Genomic DNA, 22,378 nt, shown 5'->3' on the forward strand with positions numbered 1-22,378 from the left:
GCACGACCCACCAAATTAAAAATCCCGCGTCAAGGCGGGATTTTTTTATGCACGTTTTATTCAATTAAGTGCGGAGCTTGCCCAGTTGATCTTCCAGATGACGAACTTGTTGTTTCAAGCTCGAACTACCCTGGTTGGCTCGGTCCGCCTGTTGGGTGAGTACCCCTGCGGCATCACCAATCCGGGTCAAATTCATATTGATCTCTTCACTGACAGAGCTTTGCTCCTCGGCTGCCGTTGCTACCTGGGTAATATGGTCATACATAGCCTGGATCTGCTGCACGACGTGCAACAAGCTGGTATATGCCTCATCTGAGCTACGTACAGTAGTATGTGCTCGATCGACTCCAGAATTAATGATCCCCAGCGTATTCGCGACTTCATTTTGCAAGGTACTGATGAGCGTACCGATTTCATCGGTCGATACTCTGGTCTTTGATGCCAAGGCCCTTACCTCGTCGGCTACGACGGCAAATCCACGCCCCATATCTCCTGCTCGGGCCGCTTCTATGGCCGCATTCAAGGCTAACAAATTGGTTTGTTCTGAGATGGCGCGAATGACATCCAAAATGCCGCTGATATTGGCACTGCTGGTAGCCACCTGGCTGATTGCCTTATTTGCCGTGCCCATCTCGGCGGCCAGCAATTCAATTTCCTGTTTAGTTCGGGAGAGTGTCTGCTGAGCGTGTTCGGTTTGTTTGGTTGCATGTTCCGCTTCAGTTGCGGCCTCTGCGGCATAACGAGCAACATCCGATGCGGTGGTACTCATTTCGTGCATCGCTGTCACCACGCTATCAATTTCGCGGTGTTGCAAGGAGACACTGTCCTGGATCTCATCTGCGATGGTGCCTACACGAACGGACTCGGCACTCACCTCATGACCAACTTTTTTCAGTTCGACAATGATATCGCGGAGCTTGGATATAAAAAGATTGAGATGACGGGCGAGAGTAATCAGTTCTGCATGGCTCTTTACGCCTATTTTTTGTGTCAAATCGCCCTCTGCAGAGGTCAAATCTGCAACATGAGTCGTAATAAGGCGTAGCGGTTTTGCGATTGAGCTGAGCAATATCACCAGCAATATGATTGCAACCAAGGTGATTGCCATGCCAATGATGATTTGTTTCACCTCGACATCTTTCATCAATTCGTGCAGCTCCCTGGCTATCAGGTTGGCTTGAGCGGTCGCTTGCTCTTGGGGAACCGATAGCAGCAAGGTCCATGTCTGGCCTGCCATGGAAATGTCGATTGGGTAGCGAGCCCAGATAAAGTGGTTGTTAACCAGTGTCGGCGTATCACTTGTTAGTAGTCGATTCCAGTTTTCTGCCTCATCTCCGGCTAACTCATTCAGCGGTCTGCCCAATTTATCCTTGTGCTGACTGCTGCTGACGATGAGTTTCTTACTGCTGAGCAGTAGTACCGATGCGGTTCCGGCGTAAAGCGTTTTGGATAACTCCTCGGCCTGTTTCTGGAATAATGGCAAGTTTAGATCGACACCAACAACACCGGTGAATTTGCCGTCCCGCAGTACGGGGAAGGTTAGACTGGTCATTAATTCGTTATGGCCTGGGGATATCTCGTAGAGGTAAGGCTCCATCAGGCATGGTTGTAATTTGTTTTTTGCACACAGGTACCATTCCCCATTGCGAATACCAAATTCATTCAGGGTTTCATCATATTTGGCATTACTGGTCGCTAGGTCAATCGGTTGCTGGCTGATCGAACCATCTGCATTGCGGACAAAATAAATCTCCAGACTTCCTTTATCGACCACCGAATGTTGAGCTCCTTTGCTCCATTCCGCATCGGTATCCAAATACCCACCACTTTCAAATTGCGCATAAACTGAGCTTATCTGCGTGTCTTTGCCGATGATACCGCGCAAAATCTCCTGCAATTGTTCCCGCGATGGCGCCGTGCTTGGTTTTTTATAGGCCTGTTCGATGGTGCCGCTTATTACCGCGGGGATGCGGTAGGCTTGGTTAATGAACGTGGCAATCCGCTCACCATACAAGCCGGTTTGTCGCGCCAAGCTATGACGGACTTCATTTTCCAAAGCACTTTTCGACTTGGTGACTATGGCTGCATTCGCATTTTCTAGCGCGGACCAGAGGAAATAGGTGGTAATGATACTGCTGGATAACAATATAGCTGTAACAAACAGGAGTAACTTATTTCGGAGCGACATTTCATTCATGATGCGCATCTCGCAGAGGACCCAGTTATAGAATAGTCATTAATGGGCACGGGGAGAGGCAATCGAGGGTGCGGCCGCAAAGATTGGGATCTAGTGCACTTGGCGGTATAATCAATCAACTTTCTGAGCTTTAGGTGTGACTTGATGAACAGTACGGTTGGTGTCGTTGCTTTGGATTATCCGTTTCCTCCCAAGCCTGTCCCATTATCGCCAGAGCAGCAGCAGGACTATAAAACCAAGATCCGCGCTCTGTTAAAGCAGCGGAATGCGGTTCTGATTGCTCACTATTATACGGATCCCGAGATCCAGGCTCTTGCCGAGGAGACGGGCGGCTTTGTGGGTGATTCGCTCGAAATGGCGCGTTTTGGCAAACAGCATTCGGCGCAGACATTGATTGTTGCCGGCGTTCGTTTCATGGGAGAAACGGCCAAGATCCTGAGCCCGGAGAAGCAGGTCTTAATGCCAACGTTGAAGGCCGAATGTTCGTTAGACCTCGGGTGTCCTGCCGATGAGTTCAGTGCTTTTTGTGATGCTCATCCTGACCATACTGTCGTGGTGTACGCCAACACATCGGTTGCCGTCAAGGCGCGAGCGGACTGGATTGTAACCTCCAGTATTGCAGTTGAGTTAATTGAGCATCTGGATGCCCAAGGTAAAAAAATTATTTGGGCTCCCGATCGTCATCTAGGGGCCTATATCGCCAAGAAAACGGGCGCAGATATGCTCCGTTGGCAAGCTGCTTGTATTGTGCATGATGAATTCAAGGCCAAGGCACTATTGCAGCTCAAGCAGCAACACCCGGATGCTGCGGTGTTGGTGCATCCCGAGTCACCGGAAGCTGTGATTGCGATTGCGGATGCGGTGGGCTCAACAAGTCAGTTGATTAAAGCCGCCCAGCAACTCCCACAGCAGACGTTAATAGTAGCGACAGACCGCGGTATTTTTTACAAGATGCAACAAGCCTGTCCTGACAAAATCATGATTGAGGCTCCGACCGGAGGTGATGGTGCAACCTGCCGTAGTTGTGCCCATTGTCCGTGGATGGCGATGAATGGCTTGGTCGCCATTCATGCTGCATTGCAGGAGTCTGCGGGGGAACATGAAATTCTAGTGGATGAAGGCATGCGTCAGAAAGCTCTGGTACCACTGGATCGTATGCTGGCATTTGCCGCTGAGTTACAGCATAAAGTGCAGAATAATATTTAGTAATATGAAGGGCCTGCGGCCCTTCACCCTATTTGATCTCAGCAGTTGTAATGCTTATCGCGAGCTAATTTTTACAAACAATGAGTGCTCGTCGTCCGGTTGTACGGCGATGCCACTCGGCGCTGTGATGGCCGTTTCCACGCAGACCATCTGAGCCCAGGCGTTATTATTCACATCATTCATCGCGGTCGAACCTTCGACCCAGGGCGTCCAGACCACGATGGAGTCCGCATTCCCATGATCCAGTACCAGATGATGGCTCCCGGTCTGCAGCTCTGTGGATGGTCCGGGTTGGGTATAGACGCGATCGATGGCTCTATCCAGGCTGAATATACCGGCTTCTTTTTCTCGACTGCTATCCAGCTTATCCACATAGCTAGCGCCTAATCCATGGATCTGGACCTTCTCAGGCGCTGAAATCGTGAAATAGCTGTGCAAGGCACCGCTATACACCAAGGGTGTATCCCCTTCATTGCGGCTGGTGAGCATGAGCGTCAGGTCATCACCAATCAGCAGATCATATTCCAGCGTAAAGGAATGAGGCCAAATCGCTCGCGTTGCTTCCGAATCTTGCAGTGACAGGTGCAACAAGGTGCTGTCAGGTGAGTCACTAATACCATCAAGTTGCCAGAGGGATGTCCGAGCAAAGCCATGTTGGGGCTTCCCCAATCCAACTCGCTCAGGTGAAGGGCCAAACCAGGGCCAACAAATGGGGACGCCACCCCGGATCCCGCGACTTCCATCCAGGATAGCTTCGGAGCTTAGCCAGAACCAAGGAGTGCTATTTCGGGGGGCAAAGTGGAGTAGATGGGCTCCAAATAAACTGATGATGGCTTCGGATTGTGGTCGATTTACCACCAAAAATTCGATTCCAGCACTATTACGTGCCAAGCGCGTGGTTTCTGTAAGTTGGCGTACCGTTTCAAGATTGAGCAGCGATGACATAACAGATCTCCTCCAAAGAAAAAGGCGGCTTCATAGCCGCCTTTCATCTAACAGGGTTACAGCTCCAAATTACTTGGAGATGTGAGCGATCAGCTCCAGAACCTTGTTTGAGTAACCGATTTCGTTGTCGTACCAGGATACAACCTTAACGAAGGTGTCGGTCAGCTGGATACCAGCCTTGGCGTCGAACACGGAAGTGCAGGTTTCGCCGACGAAGTCGTTGGAAACAACTTCATCAGTGGTGTAGCCCAGAACACCCTTCATGGCGCCTTCAGAAGCAGCCTTCATAGCTTCACAGATTTCAGCGTAGGTAGCCGGCTTCTTCAGGTTAACGGTCAGGTCAACAACAGAAACGTCCGGAGTCGGAACGCGGAAAGCCATACCAGTCAGCTTGCCCTTCAGTTCAGGGATAACAACGCCAACGGCCTTGGCTGCACCGGTAGAAGACGGAATGATGTTTTGAGCCGCGCCGCGGCCACCACGCCAGTCCTTAGCGGACGGACCATCAACGGTCTTCTGGGTAGCAGTGGTAGCGTGAACAGTGGTCATCAGACCAGACTCGATACCCCAAGTGTCGTTCAGAACCTTGGCGATAGGGGCCAAGCAGTTGGTGGTGCAAGAAGCGTTAGAAACGATGTCTTGGCCAGCGTATTCGGTGTGGTTAACACCCATTACGAACATCGGGGTAGCGTCCTTGGACGGGCCAGTCATGACAACCTTCTTGGCGCCAGCAGTGATGTGCTTGCGAGCGGTAGCATCGTCCAGGAACAGGCCGGTACCTTCGGCAACAACGTCAACACCGATAGCATCCCACTTCAGGTTAGCCGGGTCACGCTCAGCGGTAACGCGAACGGTCTTACCGTTAACGACCAGGTTGCCATCCTTAACTTCAACGGTGCCCTTGAAACGGCCGTGAGTTGAGTCGTACTTCAGCATGTAAGCCATGTATTCAACGTCGATCAGATCATTGATACCGACAACTTCGATGCCCAGATCAGCGCGCTCGAAAGAAGCACGGAATACGAAGCGACCGATACGGCCGAAACCGTTAATACCTACTTTGATAGTCATAATAGTTGTACCCAACGTTTGTTGTTCAACAGAAAAAATCCGCTAATAAATTTACAAGATCACGGGGGGGAGTCAACCATCAACCCCTTTTTAATTGCGCAATATCATAAAAAAGCCTGAAACTTGCTTTCGGATATTACATTTGATTGAAATTTGATGACATTGCAACGTGGACTGCATCAATGTCCAAACTGGTTGTAAATTGCACACTGGTGATTGATTCGCGACCAATCGACCAAAACCGCCGCTCATGAGTGTTTGTGAGGTCACATTCGCACGCGGGCTGATATGAGAAAATTCGTCACCGAGGCGCGTGTAAAGCTAGGATTAGTCGCGAGTCAGACTAACAGGCGGTCTGCTTTATGCCACCTTGTTTTTTGGAAAAGAAGATGTTCTGGATAGAGACTCAATCAAAAAAGCGTAACAGCGGGAAAATACCAATATGACAACTTTGATTGAACAATTGGCGAGTGCCAAAGGCATTGCCAATGATTATGTGGATGCGTGGGGAAACCCGGCATTGGTGAGTCAGGAAAGTAAGGCCGCCATGCTGGGTGCTATGGGCTACAAGGTTGACGATGAGGCGGCGTTACAGCTTCAGCTCGACGAAGAGAATCGCGCTCATTGGACTCAGCCCATGGATCCGGTGCAGGTCGTTCGTAGTGGCGATGTTATCGGTTTAGAACTGCGTTTACCGATCGACTTGGTCAATAACGAATTGAGCTGGGAAGTCAAAACGGAAGAGGGAAATAGCCTCAAGGGCTCTTTAGTGCCAGTCAATGGCGAAATGGTGGCTGTTGTTCATATCGATGATGTTGAATATCAAGCTTATCACGTCGCTATTAGTGCTGATTTACCCCTTGGTTACCACGAACTTGTCATCAAGAAGAGTGCGCGCCAAGTCCTGGGTTCACAGCGCTTGATTGTGGCGCCCAAATCTTGTTTCAAGCAGGAGCCGTTTGTTAATGGTCGCAAGGTGTGGGGACCTAGCGTCCAGTTATATTGCTTGCGTAGCGAGAATAACTGGGGGATTGGTGATTTCACTGACCTCGGTGTTCTGGTCGAAAATATGGGACGATGGGGGGCACATTTTGTCGGTTTGAACCCGATCCATGCGTTGTACCCTGCGAATCCGGAAAGTGCTAGCCCATACAGCCCGTCATCACGTCGTTGGTTGAACGTTGTTTATATCGATGTGCTGAATGTTCCTGAGTATCAGCAAAATGATGCGGTGAAGAGTGAGGTTGAATCGCCTGCTTTCCAACAACGTTTGCAGTCACTCCGTGACCTGGAAAATATTGACTATACCGGCGTAACTCAGGCCAAGATTGAAATCCTGCGCAAGGTGTTCGCCGGCGCCAAGCTGGGCAAGAATACCAATCGCGGCAAGGCATTTGCTGCGTTTATTGCCGAGGGTGGCGAGAGCCTCAAGCAGCAGGCCATCTACGATGCTCTGCAGGCCTTCTTGTATGCTGAGGGACAAAATGCCTGGGGCTGGCCAGCGTGGCCTGAAGAGTTCCGTGAATACCACAAACCGGCCGTAGCCAAGTGGGCGGATGAGCATGAAGCCGATGTCCGCTTTTACATGTATTTGCAGTTCCTAGCGGATGAACAGTTGGCGCAAGCCGATGCCAAAGCCAAGAGCTCAGGCATGGTGATGGGTATCTACCGCGATCTGGCGGTTGGTGTTTCTGAAGGTTCCACAGAAATTTGGGCTAATAGCGAGCTGTATTGCCCGAAAGCCAGCGTGGGTGCGCCGCCTGACGTTCTCGGTCCGCTCGGACAGAACTGGGGCTTGCCACCGATGGATCCGTCCAAGCTGCTGGAGGCCAAATATCAACCGATGATCGATCTGTTCCGCTCCAATATGCGTTCTTGTGGATCGCTGCGAATTGACCATGCCATGGCGTTGCTGCGTCTGTGGTGGGTACCGCCAGGAGCTTCTGCTGCCAAGGGCGCTTACATTTACTACCGCGTCAACGATCTGCTGGGCATTCTGGCACTGGAATCAGTCCGTAATCAGTGCCTGATCATCGGCGAAGATCTGGGCACAGTTCCGGATGGCATGGATGTGCTGTTGAAGGAAAATGGTGTTCACTCCTACCGGATTTTCTTCTTCGAGCGTTCCAAGACCGATGGCGGTTTCATCTCTCCGGCTCATTATCCAGAGCAGGCTATGGCGGCTTTGACCACTCACGATATGCCGACACTGCGTGGTTACTGGCACTGTGATGATCTGACTCTGGGTCGCGAGCTGGGGCTCTATCCTGATGAAGAGGTGCTGAATTCGCTTCGTGCCGATCGTCATCAAGCTAAACAACGGATCTTGGATAGTCTGCATGGCCATGGTGTTTTGCCAGATTCAGTTCCGCGCGATGTCAATTGGGCTGGGATGAGTACCGAGCTGAACCACGGCATGCAGATCCATATGTGCCAAGGCAATTGCGCTTTGTTCAGCACCCAGCTTGAAGATTGGTTGGAAATGGATAAACCGGTTAACGTTCCGGGTACCAGTACCGAATATCCGAACTGGCGTCGTAAGTTGACGAAAAACCTGAGCGAGATCTTTGCTAATCCGGCATTGGCCCAATTGGCAAAACGGATGACTGAGGCTCGGAACAAAGCTGGCCGCTAATTTTTATAACAATAAGATGACGTGACCCATTAGCCCGTATCCGATGGGCGGGCTGATGGGTTCGTTTTATAAAGGGTGATGGCATGCTGATAAAAGAATTAACGGGGGCCCGTTGTGGCAAACCGTTTGAAAATTTAGGTTTAGTGGTTAATCCAGATGGCTCTGGTTTACTGTTACGCGCCTGGTTGCCTGGCGCCCTGTCTGTTGAGGTCAAGGAGCTGGGCAGCGACAAGGTGATCGCAGCCATGGTTTGTGTCGACAAGCTTGGACTCTTCGAAGCTAGCTTCCCGCGTCGGAAAAAAAACTTTTCCTACGCCCTGCAGGTTCAATATCCAGATACAGATACGACGATTGTCGATCCTTATCAATTCCATGCTGAGGCCTACGCAGGCCTTGCTGAGATGAAACTGCAAGCCGCCAACCTTTATAAAACACTCGGTGCGCAACTGATCGAAACCGAAGTCGATGGCGTCAAAGTCTCTGGCGTCCGGTTTGCTGTTTATGCTCCCAGCGCGACGTCTGTTAGCTTAATTGGCGATTTCAACTTTTGGGATGGCCGCCGTCATCCGATGCAACGCAGCTTGTGTGGTCACTGGGTGCTATTTGTTCCTGGACTGCAAGCTGGTGAACACTATAAATATGAACTCAAAGATCCGATGGGTAATCGTTTGCCTCATAAGGCGGATCCCGTTGGTTTTTATGCCGAGCAATACCCTTCCTTTGCCTCGGTAGTTTATGATCACGCCCAGTATGAATGGCATGATGCCGATTGGTTAGCGTCACAATTGAATGACAAGCTCGAACAACCGATGTCCATCTACGAGCTCCATTTCGCCTCCTGGAAGCGTCATGATGACGGCTCTTCATTGAGCTACCGCGAGATGGCGGCTGAACTGATTCCCTACATTCAGGAGATGGGATACACCCATATCGAGCTGATGCCGATTTCGGAGCACCCTTTCTCCGGATCCTGGGGGTACCAGCCGGTGGGGATGTTTGCGCCTACCAGTCGTTTCGGTTCGGCGGACGATTTCAAATACTTTGTCGATCAGTGTCACCAAGCCGGGATAGGTATCATTCTCGACTGGGTTCCTGCACATTTCCCTTCTGATTCCCATGGCTTGGCGCGGTTCGACGGCACTCCTTTATATGAATATGAAGATCCCCGTCGCGGCTGGCACCCGGACTGGAATTCCTACATCTATGATTTTGGCCGCGACCATGTACGGCAATTCCTGGTCGCCAGTGCCTTGTATTGGTTAGACCATTTCCACATTGATGGCCTGCGTGTTGATGCTGTGGCTTCCATGTTGTATTGGGATTATTCCCGTAAAGATGGGGAGTGGGTGCCCAATATCCATGGCGGCAACCACAACTATGAAGCGATCAGCTTGTTGCGCTGGTTCAATGAGGAAGTGTATAAGCACTATCCGCAGGCCATGACGATTGCTGAAGAGTCGACTGCATTTGCGGGCGTGTCTCGCCCCACCTTTACCGGTGGCCTTGGATTTGGCTTCAAGTGGAATATGGGGTGGATGCACGACACCTTGGAATACATGAAGAAGGATCCCATTCATCGCCAGTATCATCACAGCGAGATGACCTTCTCGATGGTCTATCACTACGATGAAAACTTTATCCTGTCGTTGTCCCATGATGAAGTGGTACATGGCAAGCACTCCATGCTGTATAAGATGCCAGGCGATGAGTGGCAGCAAGCCGCAAATTTGCGTGCATACATGGGGTTCATGTATGCCCATCCTGGGAAAAAGTCGAACTTCATGGGCACGGAAATAGCGCAATCCAGCGAGTGGAACCATGATGCTCAGCTGTCGTGGTGGTTGCTGCAATTTGATAAGCACAGTGGTCAGAAGAGTGTGATCCGGGACTTGAACCATTTCTACCGCAACGAACCGGCCATGTATGAGGCTGATTATGAGCGTGGTGGTTTTATTTGGCTGGATCACAGCGATTATCAACGCAGTGTCTATGCCATGTTGCGCCGTAACAAAACGGGCGATCGCTCTGTTCTCGTGGTGGGTAATTTCACACCGACTCCGGTTGATGGTTACCGTTTGGGTGTGCCGGAGACCGGAACCTATCAGGTGGTCTTAAATACCGATAGTAGTTACTACTGGGGTAGTGATTACGATATGGGTGGTCTCAGCTTCCAAAGTGAGGCGGTTACTATACATGGACAAGCGCAATCAATTCTGATTAATCTACCTCCGTTAGCAACAGTCTTTATCAAGCGGATTGGGGATTAATCCAATGGGCGATAGCTTCATGCTCAAGCCTGGTAGAGAGGCCCCTTTAGGGGCCTCTCTCGATAGTAAGGGATGCAACTTTTCTCTTTGGGCGCCGGATGCCACCAGCGTCACCTTGTGTTTGTTTGATCGCGATGAAAAAGAGACGGCGCGTATTTCGTTACGTGAGCGCAAAGGACATTACTGGTTTGGTTATGTCGAAGGCGTTGTTGCAGGACAGTTATATGGCTGGCGAGTCGCAGGTGCTCACCATCCGGAGCAGGGGTTGCTGTTTGATGAGCAAAAGCTGCTGCTTGATCCCTATACCAAAAACATCAATCGACCATTACTCTGGAATGAGACCCTGTATGAGGGCGACAGCCAGCAGATGATGAGTAAATCTGTGGTGACGGCAGATGATTTCGACTGGCAAGGCGTGAGCAAGCCGGGATATGCCGACCATCAGACTATCCTTTATGAAACCCATGTGAAGGGGTTTACCCGGTTACACCCGAATGTTCCAGAGGCGTATCGAGGAACATATCTGGCTTTGTGTCAGCCTGCTGTTCTCGAATATCTGACGGCTCTCGGCATTACGACGCTTCAGCTGATGCCCGTGGCCAGCTTCATGAGTGAACCGCGATTGATCGGTTTGGATCTGGTCAATTATTGGGGTTACAACCCGGTTTGCTTTATGGCCCCCGATCCTCGTTATGCGGTGACCGATGCGGTGACCGAGTTCAAGACCATGGTCCGGGAATTACATCGCGCGGGTATCGAGGTCATTCTTGATGTGGTGTTCAATCATACGGCTGAATCCGGTCAGGGCGGTCCCATCCTCTCCTTCAAGGGACTGGATAACCGCAACTACTACACCTTTGAAAATGGCAGCCATGGTCCTGATTATCAGCGTTACATTAACGTAGCTGGCTGTGGCAACAGTGTGAACGTTGATCATCCCAACGTTCTGCGTCTGGTCATGGACAGCCTGCGTTATTGGCTGGAAGAAATGCAGGTGGATGGTTTTCGCTTCGATCTGGCAGTAACTCTGGCTCGGGAAGGCAACGAGTTTGATCCCTGCGGTGGTTTTTTCAAGGCTATCATGCAGGATCCGGTGATTAGTCAGGCTAAATTGATCGCCGAACCTTGGGATATTGGCCCCTTCGGCTACCGGCTTGGGCAATTCCCCAGTCAGTGGAAGGAAACCAATGATCGTTTCCGGGATACCGCTCGTTCATTTTGGCGTGGTGATACCGGACGTATGGCCGACTTTGCGACACGCCTGCTCGGTTCACGGGATGTCTTTCCCAAGTCCTACCGCTCGATCCACGCTAGCGTTAATTTCATCTGCTACCACGATGGTTTCACACTTGAAGATTTAGTCAGTTACAACCAGCGTCATAATCAGGCCAATGGCGAAGATAACCGGGATGGTCATGGGCATAATTTGTCAGCCAATTACGGTATTGAAGGACCCACCGCGGATCTGCGGATCAGTCATATGCGTCAGCAGCAAAAGCGTAATCTGATTGCAACGCTGTTGCTGTCGCAAGGCACGCCGCACATGTTGGCCGGGGACGAGATTGGTCGCAGCCAAATGGGCAACAATAACGCCTACTGTCAGGATAATCGGATCAGCTGGCAGAGTTGGGAACTGCGAGAAGAGGACGAACGCCTGCTGGAGTTCGTTAAACAGATGATCCAGTTACGACGCAATTCTGCCGTCTTTTCGGGATTGCGGTTGATCGATGATCATTATTTGGGGTCGCATGGGGCTTTGCACCAGGTGGCCTGGTATCACCCGGATGGGCACTTATTATCGGATGCCGATTGGAATGCGCCGGTGTCGCAGGTGTTTGTGATGGATATTGGCGATCTCAAAGGCACGGGTGAGCGTTGGTTAGCTCTGTTTAATGCCAGCGGCTACGACATCCATTTTCGTTTACCGGCCGCGGCCGATTCCATGGAATGGGAGCAGGTGATCGACACGGCAGCTGTCGATGGTTTCCTGCTACCCGATGATGTTCGCCGTCAGATAGCGGTTGGACGTGCTCACTCTGTCAAACTGTTGCGGCAGAGGATTTGTGATGCGAGTGCAGTTTCTGTGGTTAAGGGGTGAGAGGCACGACAAGATCAGGTATGCTTTCTGTTACAAATTGGTAACAAGGCTAACAAGATGGAAATACCCACCCTCGATTCTTGGCGAGAACAACTGACCGAGGAGCAGTATCGGGTTTGCTGGGAAAAAGGCACAGAGCGCCCCTTCTCCGGCGCCTTGCTGCATAATCGCAAGACTGGGGAATATCATTGTGTGTGTTGTAACAACACCCTATTTTCCTCCTCTTCAAAATTTGATTCTGGTTGTGGTTGGCCGAGTTTTGATACTGCCATAGCCGGTGCGGTACGTTATGAAAAAGATAAGTCTCACGGAATGGTTCGCACCGAGATCCTCTGCCAGCAGTGTGGTGCCCATCTAGGGCATGTTTTCGAGGATGGACCAACGCCGACCAAACGGCGCTACTGCGTGAATAGTGTTTGTCTGACTTTTTCCGCGAACGATGCTCACGAGTAGTGTTTGACTATCGCTATCGCGCGACTGTTGATGCTTTGCTGGTGTGAAAAGGGCGGGGGCTCAAGAGTCTGTTATGGACTACTGCCTCGTCACCTGCAGTGACATTGAGGTAAGCTGGCTTTCCTCATTTGGCATAATGCTCAGGTATTGATGTGACAACTCTAGCCATCCTTTCCGATATTCATGGTTGTTTACCTGCTCTGGAACAGACGCTTCGCCAGCTACAACCCTATGCACCGGATTACTACCTGCTACTGGGCGATATCCTGAACCATGGTCCGCGTAATCCGGTGCCTCAGGGCTATTCTCCGGCCGCAGTCGCCGAGTCCTTGAATCAACTACGTACCCGGATCCTTGCGGTGCGAGGTAACTGCGATAGCGAAGTCGATCAAATGTTATTGGCCTTTCCCTGTTTGTCTCCCTGCAACTTTTTGTTGCTGGGGCGTCGACGCTGTTGCATGACTCATGGCCATCTGTATTCGATTGAGCAACTGGCGCTAGGCTCCGGGGATGTCCTGCTTTCCGGGCATACTCACATGGCGGGGTTCTCGGAGCCTGCTCCCGGTCTGCTCGCGATGAATCCAGGATCTATTGCCATGCCCAGACAGGGGCCGGCCAGCTTCGGGCTCTATCAGAATGGTTGTTTCTCAATTCGGGATGTGGCGAGCGGATCTCTTCTCGCCGAGCGTTCCTGGTCGTAATCGGAGTTGTATCGTGCTTAGCGTGGGGTGCTTGGGGTAGGGCGGCTTGATTTTTGGCCAATACGCCAATTGCTATTGAGCAAACCTGATAACGACTCTTGCTGCGTCGCGCTGGAGCGATAAGCCAAGTAGAGAGTGCGGGGTAGGTGTGGAGCGCCATCCACCATGTGCAAAAGACCCTGTTTCAACGCCGGAGCGACCGCCGGATGAGGCAAGTAAGCAATGCCACCGTGTTGCTTCAGATGTTGCTCTGCTTGTCGCAGGGAAGGCGTCAGCAAGGTGGGTACACGACCCTGCAGTTCGGCGGGGAAATTGGTGTGTGTAAAATGGGCATGGGTTTCAATCATCATCAGCGGCTGTTGCTGTGTTTGCGACAGGGCCAAGCCTGCTTGCCGACTCACTAGACTGAGATGGTATTCGGCCAGAGGACGGACTGAGACCTCATCAATTTTGCTTGGTTCTCCCAAGATGGCTACATCGAGGGTTCTTTCCAGCAACTGGCGACAGAGTTGCTCGCGGTTGCCAATTTCATACCTTAATAGCGGTTGCGATGCCTGCTCAAACCAGGGATCGAGCCATTCTTGCAACCCCATTTCCCAGCAGAATAACGGTGCACCTACTGCGAGTTGACGTTGTACATCACCTTGCTGCCCCATTTCCTGCTTGGCGCGTCCCAGGGTTTGCAATATGGCTTCGGCATAGGGATACAGGCGCTCTCCGGCACTGGTGAGCTGGATATTGTTACGATGGCGAGCAAAGAGGGTCACCCCCAGTTGTTGCTCCAACTGACGGATGCGAAAACTGACGGCTGATTGCGTCAAATATAGGGTTTCTGCTGCGCGACCAAAATGTCGGCTTTTACTGACCTCGATAAAGGTACGCAGCAGATCCGTATCCATTAATCCAGAGACTCTTCGACGGGCTCGAAGCTGGCATCATCCGTTGCATTGCCACCTGATGTGCAGAGGCGATGCACCCGACGCGGGCCTATCACTTTCAGATACTTGAACCATACCTTGGCATGAGGGCTGCCTGTGGCATCTCCGGCCTGGACTCGCTCAATGAAAGTTTTTTCTACCTCATCGGCGGGCTCGCGCTTGCCTTGGTAGAGTTCGAGCATGGCTTGGCCACACTGTTCCAGAGTATCGGCTTCGGCAACAGTGAACTGCCCGCTACGGCGCAGGCCGCGTGGGAAATGTTGGAAGTCGTTAAAACGCTTATCAGATACAAAGCTCATGGTAGTCATTGCTATTGTTGTTGTCCTATCGCGGGGAAGTATGTTCAGCCATGGAAAGAGTTAAAAATCGAGTTTTTTCATGTGATGATAAATTATATTTATCGTTCGTCATTCTGCACTGTTCAAGCTGCAAAAGTTTCACACAATGACGAATAAACTGGCTTAAATAGCTGAAAAAACATACAAATCAGGATTTTTACCAAAAACGGCTTGCAAGCGGTGTTAAAAAAACCGGAAGTTCCGGTTTATTTATTCTCGTGGTTTGTCACATTTCCATGATGCGTTGTAAGAGGTCGCCCTCGAGCAAGGCTCGTTTGATCAAGGCAACGCCCCCCATGGTGTGCTGTCCCTGAAAATAGGCACGTTCGATGGGCAGGTTTTGATGAAAGCTGGGGAGAGACTGCTGTTCCACACACCGTCGGATGGCGGGGAACAAGATTTTGTCCGCTTCGACCACCTCGCCAGCCAACAGGATCTTCTCGGGATTAAACAGATTCACCATGATAGCAATGGTTCGCCCCAAATATTCTCCCGTTTCCTGAATGATTTGGCATGCCAGGGCATCTCCCGCATTGGCAGCCCGGCAGATCTGCTCGATGGTCAATGAGGTAGAAGCAGATGACAGCGAGGATGCATGACCGCGAGCCAGCAATTCCTGGCTGCGCTCCACGATGGCTGCATTGGAGACTATGGTCTCCAGGCAACCAAAGTTACCGCAGTGACAGCGGCGGCCAAATCGTTCGACTTGGATATGGCCTATTTCGCCGACGTTGCGATTTTGCCCTAACAGGACCCGCCCTTTGCTGATGATGCCAGAGCCCACCCCGTTGTGGATGGTGATGAGTATGGCATCTTGAGTGTCTTGCGAGGCGCCAAAAAAATGCTCCGCCAGCGCCAGGGAGCGGGTGTCATTTCCCACATAGCAGGGGAGTGCAAAGTGAGTTTCCAATAGCTGTGCAAGGGGCACTTTATTCAACGTCAGCGTGGGCATATACAGCACCTCGCCTGACTCCGGATTGACCAGTCCAGGCAAGGTCACGGCCAAGCCGATCAGTTTGCGGATCTTGCGTGGGTTATTGCTAATCAGCTCGTCAATTGTTGCGATCAGCGTGGTCAGCACCTCGTCAATGGTTGATTGACCCACGAGTTCGCGTCGCATCTGGACCAGTTCGCGGCCCGCCAGATCGCAAAGTGCCAAGTACAGGGTGCGGCGTCCCAACCGACAGGATACGAACTGGAAGCGATCCCGTACTGTCATCAAGGAGATGGCCCGACGTCCGCCCGTAGACTCTTGCAGCGCCTCCTCACGGATCAAATCGTGCTCCAGCAGTTGCCGGGTAATTTTGGTCACACTGGCAGGAGCTAACTGGCTGATCTCGGCCACCTTGACTCGGGATATGGGCCCTTGCAGGTCGATAATGCGATAAACCGCTGCCGCATTAACCTGTTTGACCAGTTCGATGTTCGCTATTTGTCCGTCTGTCATTTATCGGTGTTCTTGGTAGGTTCCGTGGACCAGAGTTGCCGTGACGTTGAATGCATCATCGAAGATGACCAGATTGGCAACTTTCCCTTGGGCAATGCTACCCAGATCGTTTGCTCGGCCGATGGCGCGGGCTGGATAGAGGCTGGCCATGCGCAAGGCCTCTTCGAGCGGGATCCCGACCTGTAGTACCAGGTTTTGAACCCCTTCGATCATGGTAAGCGCCGAGCCGCCGAGTGTACCATTCTTGTCCACGCATTGCCCATGACGGTAGAAGACCGTGGTGCCACAAAAATCAAAATGATCAAAGTCGGCCGGCGCCCCGGCCGGGGCGGTTGCATCGGTGACCAGACAAAGACGTTCGCCGAGGATACGATGCGCCAGACGGACGTTTGCCGGATGGACATGGTGACCATCCACAATGATCCCGGCGTAGATATCTTGCCGATCGTAGATAGCCCCCACAATACCGGGCTCCCGGCCATTCAGGGTAGGGGTCATGGCGTTATACAAATGGGTGGCAAAACGGATCCCGGCGTTGAATCCGGCGATTGCCTGCTCGTAGTTGGCTGCACTGTGGCCGATCGCAACCAGTATTCCGGCCTCGCTGAGTCGCCGAATGTGGTTCAAATCATTTTGCTCCGGAGCTAACGTGATCTTGGCAATCCAGGGCGCGTTCTGGCAGAGATACTCGATCATCTCCTCGGTGGGATGGCGGATCTGGGCGGCAGGATGAATGCCTTTGCGGATCGGATTGGTATATGGCCCTTCAAGGTGGAGACCTAGCACCTGATTGGGGTGTGCCTGCATGTAATCGCGAGTCGCCTCAATGGCGCAGCGCATATCCGTATCCGGGCTGGTGATCAGCGTCGGCAAGAAGCTGGTGGTGCCAGACTTCAAGTTCGCTTCCTGCATCACTGCCAAAGTTTCCTGTGTCTGTGCTGCATTGAACATGACGCCGCCGCAGCCATTGAGCTGGAGGTCGATAAAACCGGCGCTGAGGTGCTGGCCTTGCAGATCATAAGCAGGCAGGTCTGGGCTGAAGGCAGAGAGCGGGCGAATAGCCGCGATGCGGCCCTGGTCGATTAATACCCCATGCCCTTGGAGTAACCCGGTTTCGGAATGGACTAGCCCATTACGCAATACAAACATCTGCTCACCCTCAAATCCGCTTAATGTTTTCGGCTTCCAACTCCTGGAAGTAACGCACTGTCTTGACCTTGAGCTCCATGGTGCTGGGCTCGTCGCACACTATGATGCCACGGGGATGCAGCTGCAGGGCGGAAATGGTCCACATATGGTTGACGCTACCCTCGACGGCTGCTTGCAGTGCTTGTGCCTTGGCGTGTCCGGTGACCAGGATCAGGATCTCTTCAGCATCCAGCAGGGTTCCGACCCCTACCGTGAGCGCCAGGCGTGGCACCTGGCTGACATCATCAAAAAACCGGGCGTTAGCGATACGGGTATCTTCGGTCAGCGTCTTGATCCGCGTTCGGGAGCTTAAGGAGGATGCCGGCTCATTGAAGGCGATGTGGCCATCGTTACCAACTCCGCCCATGAAGAGATGAATGCGGCCATAGGATTTGATTTTATCTTCGTAACGCTGACATTCCGCTATCAAGTCCAGGGCATTGCCATCCAACAGATTGATATTTTCACGGCGAATATCGATGTGGTCGAAGAAATTTTCGAACATGAAGCTGTGATAGCTCTGCGGATGGTTTTCCGGTAGGCCGACGTATTCATCCATGTTGAATGTCACCACATTCGCGAAACTAACCTCACCTTGCTGATAGAGCTCAATCAAACGCCGGTAGGTATTCAGAGGAGTGCTGCCCGTGGGCAGGCCCAGTACAAACGGCCGCTCTGGAGTCGGCGCAAATTGAGTGATGCGATCAACAATGTAGCGAGCAGACCAGTAACCAACATGAGCAGTTTCTTTGAGTGGGATCAGGCGCATCAGTGATTCCTCGTGGCGTTGTATGTTGCAGTATCTTAATTCACAATGTAAACCAAGATCTGATTTGTGGCTATTAATTTATGTCTTTTTCGCATTTCATGGTGATTTTTGTCACGATTTTAATCATGGTTTGTTATTGTCGCGAAATAACTGTTCTAGACTGATCCCATCCCCTGATATCTTCAATTTGGTTTGACGATCCTGGGGTGAATATCAAATTTGATGTGTAATTGTTTGTTTTAGTTAGTTTATTTCTACGATGGTCACTGCACGGCGGCTTCGTCGTCTGTCATGGATGCCGGTGACTGCGGTGCCGGCGAGGGAACATCCTTTATCCGAGGTGTACCGGGAGCAGTTGCCGTCGTGTTACGAGTTCCAGCAGTTTTAGTCAGTGGTGAATGAAGTGGATCGGCGACCTGTTTTTGCTTATCCGCCAGGGTCACTTGGTCAGTTATAGGAGAAGGATGTGAATATTCTCGGTTATCTACAAAAAGTCGGCCGTGCCTTGATGGTGCCTGTCGCAACACTGCCTGCGGCAGCCATTCTGATGGGGGTGGGTTACTGGATTGATCCGGTAGCCTGGGGTGGCAACAGTGCATTAGCGGCGTTCTTTATCAAATCGGGTAGCGCCATCATCGATAATATGTCGGTGTTGTTTGCGGTGGGGGTGGCTTATGGCATGTCCAAAGATAAGGATGGTGCCGCTGCGTTAGCGGGGTTTGTCGGCTTTCTGGTGCTGACCACCCTCTGTTCTCCCGGTGCGGTTGCGCAAATTCTCGGATTGGTGCCGGCCGATGTACCAGCGGCGTTTAATAAAATTCAGAACCAGTTTGTCGGTATTCTGACCGGTATTATTGCCGCCGAGCTTTACAATCGTTTCAGTAGTGTCGAATTGCATAAGGCTCTGGCTTTCTTCAGCGGCCGTCGTCTGATCCCGATCCTGACGTCCTTTGCCATGATCCCGCTGGCCTTCGTGCTGATGTATGTCTGGCCGGTGATCTATGATGGATTGGTCAGTTTTGGTGAGCAAATTCAGGGCATGGGGGCAACGGGCGCAGGCATTTATGCGTTCTTCAACCGCATGCTGATACCGATTGGTCTGCACCATGCGCTGAATTCTGTGTTTTGGTTTGACGTGGCCGGTATCAATGACATTCCTAACTTTCTGGGCGGCGCTAAATCCCTGGCCGAAGGCAAGGCTGTGGTCGGTATCACTGGTATGTATCAGGCGGGTTTCTTCCCCATCATGATGTTCGGCTTACCGGGCGCAGCGCTGGCGATTTACCAAACCGCCAAGACCAAAAATAAGGAAAAGGTGGCTTCGATCATGATTGCCGCCGCCTTTTCCGCCTTCTTTACCGGGGTGACCGAGCCGCTGGAGTTTGCGTTCATGTTTGTGGCGCCACTGCTCTACGTGCTGCATGCGCTGCTTACCGGTATCTCGGTATTTATCGCCGCATCCATGCACTGGATTGCCGGGTTTGGCTTCAGTGCCGGTCTGGTTGACATGGTGCTCTCCTCGCGCAATCCGTTAGCGGTCCAGTGGTACATGTTGCTGCTGCAAGGGATTGCATTCTTCTTTATCTACTACTTCGTCTTCCGCATGGTCATCAGTCGCTTCAACCTGAAAACACCAGGTCGGGAAGAGGATGACACCGTTGATTCAAGCTCTGCTATTCAGGGTGTGGTTGCTACCAACCGTAGTGAATTGGCCAAACAATATCTCAAAGCGTTGGGAGGATATGACAATCTGCTGAGTATCGATGCTTGTATTACCCGCTTGCGGTTGACGCTCAGGGATCGCTCGGTTGTCAGCGAGCGAGTGCTTAGAGCTCTGGGTGCTTCGGGCGTCGTGAAACTTGGAGAGAATAATCTGCAAGTCGTACTCGGTCCGCTGGCGGAGATTATCGCCGGTGAAATGAAGAAGATCCCGGCAGATACCGACTTGCGTACTGTGGTATTACCGAGCTAATTCTCTTGTCTGGAAACCCTGCGCTCCGGAATCACGCGGACCAGGTATAACCCGCGGCTCAGGTATATGGATTAGTAGCCTGTAAGAACGGTTGGATAGTTCACTGTGTTGGCGCACCCAAATACAGTGACTCCAACCGTTTTTCTTGGCGATGATCTCGTTCGTCATCTGCGCGACCGTTTTCTCCGGCCCGATACTCCGATGTGAGCATAACCGTTGTTCTATCCGTACCGTGGCGTCGGGCTGTCCGGGGATTCCGAAATAAGCGCCACTTTGTCCAGAGTGTCGCGATGAACCTCTTTTTTTCTCGTCTTGGACGGATTTATTTCGTCTGACAGTGGACGGAGACAACAGATAAATCCCTTGAGCCAGGGTGGAGATTCATGGATCATAAGCGGTTATCGCGCAGTTGCAGCTATTATCTCTTGAGGTGAAGTGAATGACTCAGGCGGAACATCGCCCCAGCAATTTTATTCGTCAGATTATCGATGAGGATCTGGCGAGTGGGAAACACAGCAGTATTGCGACCCGTTTCCCGCCCGAACCGAATGGGTATCTCCATATCGGCCATGCTAAATCCATCTGTCTGAATTTTGGTATCGCCCAGGATTATCAGGGAACCTGTAATCTGCGATTTGATGATACCAACCCAGCTAAAGAAGAAGTGGAGTACGTCGAGTCTATTCAGCGCGATGTGCAGTGGTTAGGGTTCCAGTGGAACGGAGCGGTTCGTTACTCTTCGGACTATTTCGATAAGTTGTATGGTTATGCCATCGAGCTGATCGAAAAGGGGCTGGCTTATGTGGATGAGCTGACGGCCGAGCAGATCCGCGAATATCGGGGCACACTCACGGCGCCAGGCAAGAACAGTCCATTCCGTGACCGCTCGGTTGCAGAGAATCTGGCGTTGTTCGAGAAAATGCGTGCCGGTGGCTTCAAGGAAGGCGAGGCTTGTTTGCGGGCCAAGATTGACATGGCCTCTTCGTTTATCGTGATGCGGGATCCGGTGATTTACCGCGTCAAGTTCGCCGAGCATCATCAGACAGGCAATAAGTGGTGCATCTACCCGATGTATGACTTCACCCATTGCATTTCGGACGCGCTGGAGGGAATTACCCACTCCATCTGCACTCTGGAGTTCCAGGATAACCGCCGCTTGTATGACTGGGTTCTCGACAACATCAGCATCGACTGTCATCCGCGCCAATATGAGTTCAGCCGTCTGAACCTCGAATACAGCATTATGTCCAAGCGTAAGCTGAACTTGCTGGTGACCGAGAACATTGTCGAGGGTTGGGATGATCCGCGGATGCCCACCGTCTCCGGTTTGCGTCGCCGTGGCTACACCCCCGAGGCGATCCGCGAGTTCTGTCGTCGCATTGGTGTCACCAAGCAGGATAATACGGTCGAGATGAGCGCTCTGGAGTCTTGCATCCGTGAAGACTTGAACGAGAACGCACCTCGGGCTATGGCAGTGTTACGGCCGGTGCGCGTGGTGATCGAAAACTATCCGCAGGATAAGGTCGAGATCCTCAGTTCGCCCAATCATCCGAACAAGCCGGAACTGGGAACTCATGATTTGCCGTTTGCCCGTGAAATTCTGATTGATGAAGCAGATTTTCGCGAGGAAGCGAATAAGCAGTTCAAGCGTTTGGTGCTGGGTAAGGAAGTGCGGTTACGTCATGCCTATGTAATCAAGGCTGAGCGGGTCGAAAAAGATGTGGATGGCAAGATCACGACCATCTACTGCAGCTACGATCCGGAGACGCTGGGTACCGATCCGGCGGATGGTCGCAAGGTTAAAGGCGTGATCCACTGGGTCAGTGCTGAGCATTCGCTGCCCGCTCAAGTCCGGTTGTATGATCGTCTGTTTGCCGTGGCAAACCCGGGTGCGGCGGAGGATTTCCTGACCACTATCAATCCTGCCTCCTTGACGGTGATTGACGGGGCTCGTGTCGAACCAAGTCTGCAACAGGCAGCCCCCGAACAGGCTTATCAGTTCGAGCGGGAAGGCTATTTCTGTGCGGATAGCAAGTTATCCTCGCCAGAGTCGCTCGTGTTCAACCTGACGGTTGCACTGCGTGATACTTGGCAGGGCTAATAACAGGCTGTGGCTAGAAACAAAAAACCGCCAGAGATGGCGGTTTTTTGTT

Annotated in this window: 16 protein-coding genes; 8 read left to right on the forward strand and 8 right to left on the reverse strand. The window is 51.9% G+C overall.

The features are described 5' to 3' along the window. Positions 1-64 precede the first annotated feature (64 nt). Positions 65-2,197: a methyl-accepting chemotaxis protein gene (locus tag ACZYUB_RS08850; protein WP_463947198.1), complete on the reverse strand. Its 2,133-nt coding sequence runs from the start codon at positions 2,195-2,197 to the stop codon at positions 65-67. A gap of 144 nt (positions 2,198-2,341) precedes the next feature. Between ACZYUB_RS08850 and nadA the strand changes: the two genes are divergently transcribed. Then, positions 2,342-3,403 (forward strand): quinolinate synthase NadA, encoded by a 1,062-nt coding sequence (nadA, locus tag ACZYUB_RS08855; RefSeq protein ID WP_463947200.1) that lies wholly within the window; start codon positions 2,342-2,344, stop codon positions 3,401-3,403. Positions 3,404-3,457: 54 nt separating this feature from the next. Here nadA and ACZYUB_RS08860 read toward each other — a convergent pair whose 3' ends face one another. Both ACZYUB_RS08860 and gap read right to left on the reverse strand, forming a co-directional pair. Then, positions 3,458-4,348, reverse strand: coding sequence for a D-hexose-6-phosphate mutarotase (locus tag ACZYUB_RS08860; RefSeq protein ID WP_463947201.1), 891 nt, complete (start codon positions 4,346-4,348; stop codon positions 3,458-3,460). 69 nt (positions 4,349-4,417) lie between these two features. Next, a complete protein-coding gene (gene gap, locus ACZYUB_RS08865; protein WP_463947203.1) occupies positions 4,418-5,419 on the reverse strand; it encodes a type I glyceraldehyde-3-phosphate dehydrogenase in 1,002 nt (333 codons plus the stop codon). A 442-nt stretch (positions 5,420-5,861) separates the two neighbouring features. Here gap and malQ point away from each other — a divergent pair, with 442 nt between their 5' ends. The 5 genes from malQ to yfcE all read left to right on the forward strand — a co-directional run bounded on the left by malQ (position 5,862) and on the right by yfcE (position 13,573). Continuing rightward, on the forward strand, positions 5,862-8,054 hold the full coding sequence (malQ, locus tag ACZYUB_RS08870) for a 4-alpha-glucanotransferase (protein ID WP_463947205.1): 2,193 nt from the start codon (positions 5,862-5,864) through the stop codon (positions 8,052-8,054). 83 nt (positions 8,055-8,137) lie between these two features. Continuing rightward, a complete protein-coding gene (gene glgB / locus ACZYUB_RS08875) occupies positions 8,138-10,321 on the forward strand; it encodes a 1,4-alpha-glucan branching protein GlgB (RefSeq protein ID WP_463947207.1) in 2,184 nt (727 codons plus the stop codon). Positions 10,322-10,325: 4 nt separating this feature from the next. Further along, the gene (gene glgX, locus ACZYUB_RS08880; protein ID WP_463947208.1) at positions 10,326-12,419 is read left to right on the forward strand and encodes a glycogen debranching protein GlgX; all 2,094 of its coding nucleotides are present in this window, start codon (positions 10,326-10,328) and stop codon (positions 12,417-12,419) included. A 57-nt stretch (positions 12,420-12,476) separates the two neighbouring features. Beyond that, positions 12,477-12,872 carry a peptide-methionine (R)-S-oxide reductase MsrB gene (msrB, locus tag ACZYUB_RS08885; RefSeq protein ID WP_463947209.1) on the forward strand — a complete coding sequence of 132 codons (396 nt, stop codon included), beginning with the start codon at positions 12,477-12,479 and terminating at the stop codon, positions 12,870-12,872. A gap of 152 nt (positions 12,873-13,024) precedes the next feature. After that, positions 13,025-13,573 (forward strand): phosphodiesterase, encoded by a 549-nt coding sequence (yfcE, locus tag ACZYUB_RS08890; RefSeq protein WP_463947211.1) that lies wholly within the window; start codon positions 13,025-13,027, stop codon positions 13,571-13,573. 17 nt (positions 13,574-13,590) lie between these two features. Here yfcE and ACZYUB_RS08895 read toward each other — a convergent pair whose 3' ends face one another. From ACZYUB_RS08895 to nagB, 5 genes are all read right to left on the reverse strand, one after another. Then, positions 13,591-14,472, reverse strand: coding sequence for a LysR family transcriptional regulator (locus ACZYUB_RS08895; protein WP_463947213.1), 882 nt, complete (start codon positions 14,470-14,472; stop codon positions 13,591-13,593). Then, positions 14,472-14,810 carry a MaoP family protein gene (locus tag ACZYUB_RS08900; RefSeq protein ID WP_463947214.1) on the reverse strand — a complete coding sequence of 113 codons (339 nt, stop codon included), beginning with the start codon at positions 14,808-14,810 and terminating at the stop codon, positions 14,472-14,474. Before ACZYUB_RS08900 ends, ACZYUB_RS08895 begins: the two co-directional genes overlap by 1 nt. Positions 14,811-15,075: 265 nt before the next feature. Next, positions 15,076-16,296 carry an ROK family protein gene (locus ACZYUB_RS08905; protein ID WP_463947215.1) on the reverse strand — a complete coding sequence of 407 codons (1,221 nt, stop codon included), beginning with the start codon at positions 16,294-16,296 and terminating at the stop codon, positions 15,076-15,078. Continuing rightward, complete coding sequence (gene nagA / locus ACZYUB_RS08910; RefSeq protein ID WP_463947217.1) at positions 16,297-17,445, reverse strand: N-acetylglucosamine-6-phosphate deacetylase; 1,149 nt, start codon at positions 17,443-17,445, stop codon at positions 16,297-16,299. It abuts the gene before it with no gap. Positions 17,446-17,455: 10 nt separating this feature from the next. Next, positions 17,456-18,253: a glucosamine-6-phosphate deaminase gene (nagB, locus tag ACZYUB_RS08915; protein WP_463947218.1), complete on the reverse strand. Its 798-nt coding sequence runs from the start codon at positions 18,251-18,253 to the stop codon at positions 17,456-17,458. Positions 18,254-18,719: 466 nt separating this feature from the next. Here nagB and nagE point away from each other — a divergent pair, with 466 nt between their 5' ends. After that, entirely contained in the window at positions 18,720-20,225 is a 1,506-nt protein-coding gene (gene nagE, locus ACZYUB_RS08920) for an N-acetylglucosamine-specific PTS transporter subunit IIBC (protein WP_463947219.1), read from the forward strand. Positions 20,226-20,664: 439 nt separating this feature from the next. Continuing rightward, complete coding sequence (glnS, locus tag ACZYUB_RS08925) at positions 20,665-22,326, forward strand: glutamine--tRNA ligase (RefSeq protein WP_463947221.1); 1,662 nt, start codon at positions 20,665-20,667, stop codon at positions 22,324-22,326. The last annotated feature ends 52 nt before the right edge of the window (positions 22,327-22,378 follow it).

The sequence above is a fragment of the Pseudaeromonas sp. HNCC25DJ182 genome, assembly GCF_055413365.1.

Coding starts and splice junctions, on each gene's coding strand:
- ACZYUB_RS08905 (WP_463947215.1), bottom strand. CDS start 16,296: ATGACAGACGGACAAATAGCGAACATCGAACTGGTCAAACAGGTTAAT.
- ACZYUB_RS08860 (WP_463947201.1), bottom strand. CDS start 4,348: ATGTCATCGCTGCTCAATCTTGAAACGGTACGCCAACTTACAGAAACC.
- glgB (WP_463947207.1), top strand. CDS start 8,138: ATGCTGATAAAAGAATTAACGGGGGCCCGTTGTGGCAAACCGTTTGAA.
- glnS (WP_463947221.1), top strand. CDS start 20,665: ATGACTCAGGCGGAACATCGCCCCAGCAATTTTATTCGTCAGATTATC.
- ACZYUB_RS08900 (WP_463947214.1), bottom strand. CDS start 14,810: ATGAGCTTTGTATCTGATAAGCGTTTTAACGACTTCCAACATTTCCCA.
- nagB (WP_463947218.1), bottom strand. CDS start 18,253: ATGCGCCTGATCCCACTCAAAGAAACTGCTCATGTTGGTTACTGGTCT.
- ACZYUB_RS08895 (WP_463947213.1), bottom strand. CDS start 14,472: ATGGATACGGATCTGCTGCGTACCTTTATCGAGGTCAGTAAAAGCCGA.
- malQ (WP_463947205.1), top strand. CDS start 5,862: ATGACAACTTTGATTGAACAATTGGCGAGTGCCAAAGGCATTGCCAAT.
- gap (WP_463947203.1), bottom strand. CDS start 5,419: ATGACTATCAAAGTAGGTATTAACGGTTTCGGCCGTATCGGTCGCTTC.
- glgX (WP_463947208.1), top strand. CDS start 10,326: ATGGGCGATAGCTTCATGCTCAAGCCTGGTAGAGAGGCCCCTTTAGGG.
- ACZYUB_RS08850 (WP_463947198.1), bottom strand. CDS start 2,197: ATGAATGAAATGTCGCTCCGAAATAAGTTACTCCTGTTTGTTACAGCT.
- nadA (WP_463947200.1), top strand. CDS start 2,342: ATGAACAGTACGGTTGGTGTCGTTGCTTTGGATTATCCGTTTCCTCCC.
- nagA (WP_463947217.1), bottom strand. CDS start 17,445: ATGTTTGTATTGCGTAATGGGCTAGTCCATTCCGAAACCGGGTTACTC.
- msrB (WP_463947209.1), top strand. CDS start 12,477: ATGGAAATACCCACCCTCGATTCTTGGCGAGAACAACTGACCGAGGAG.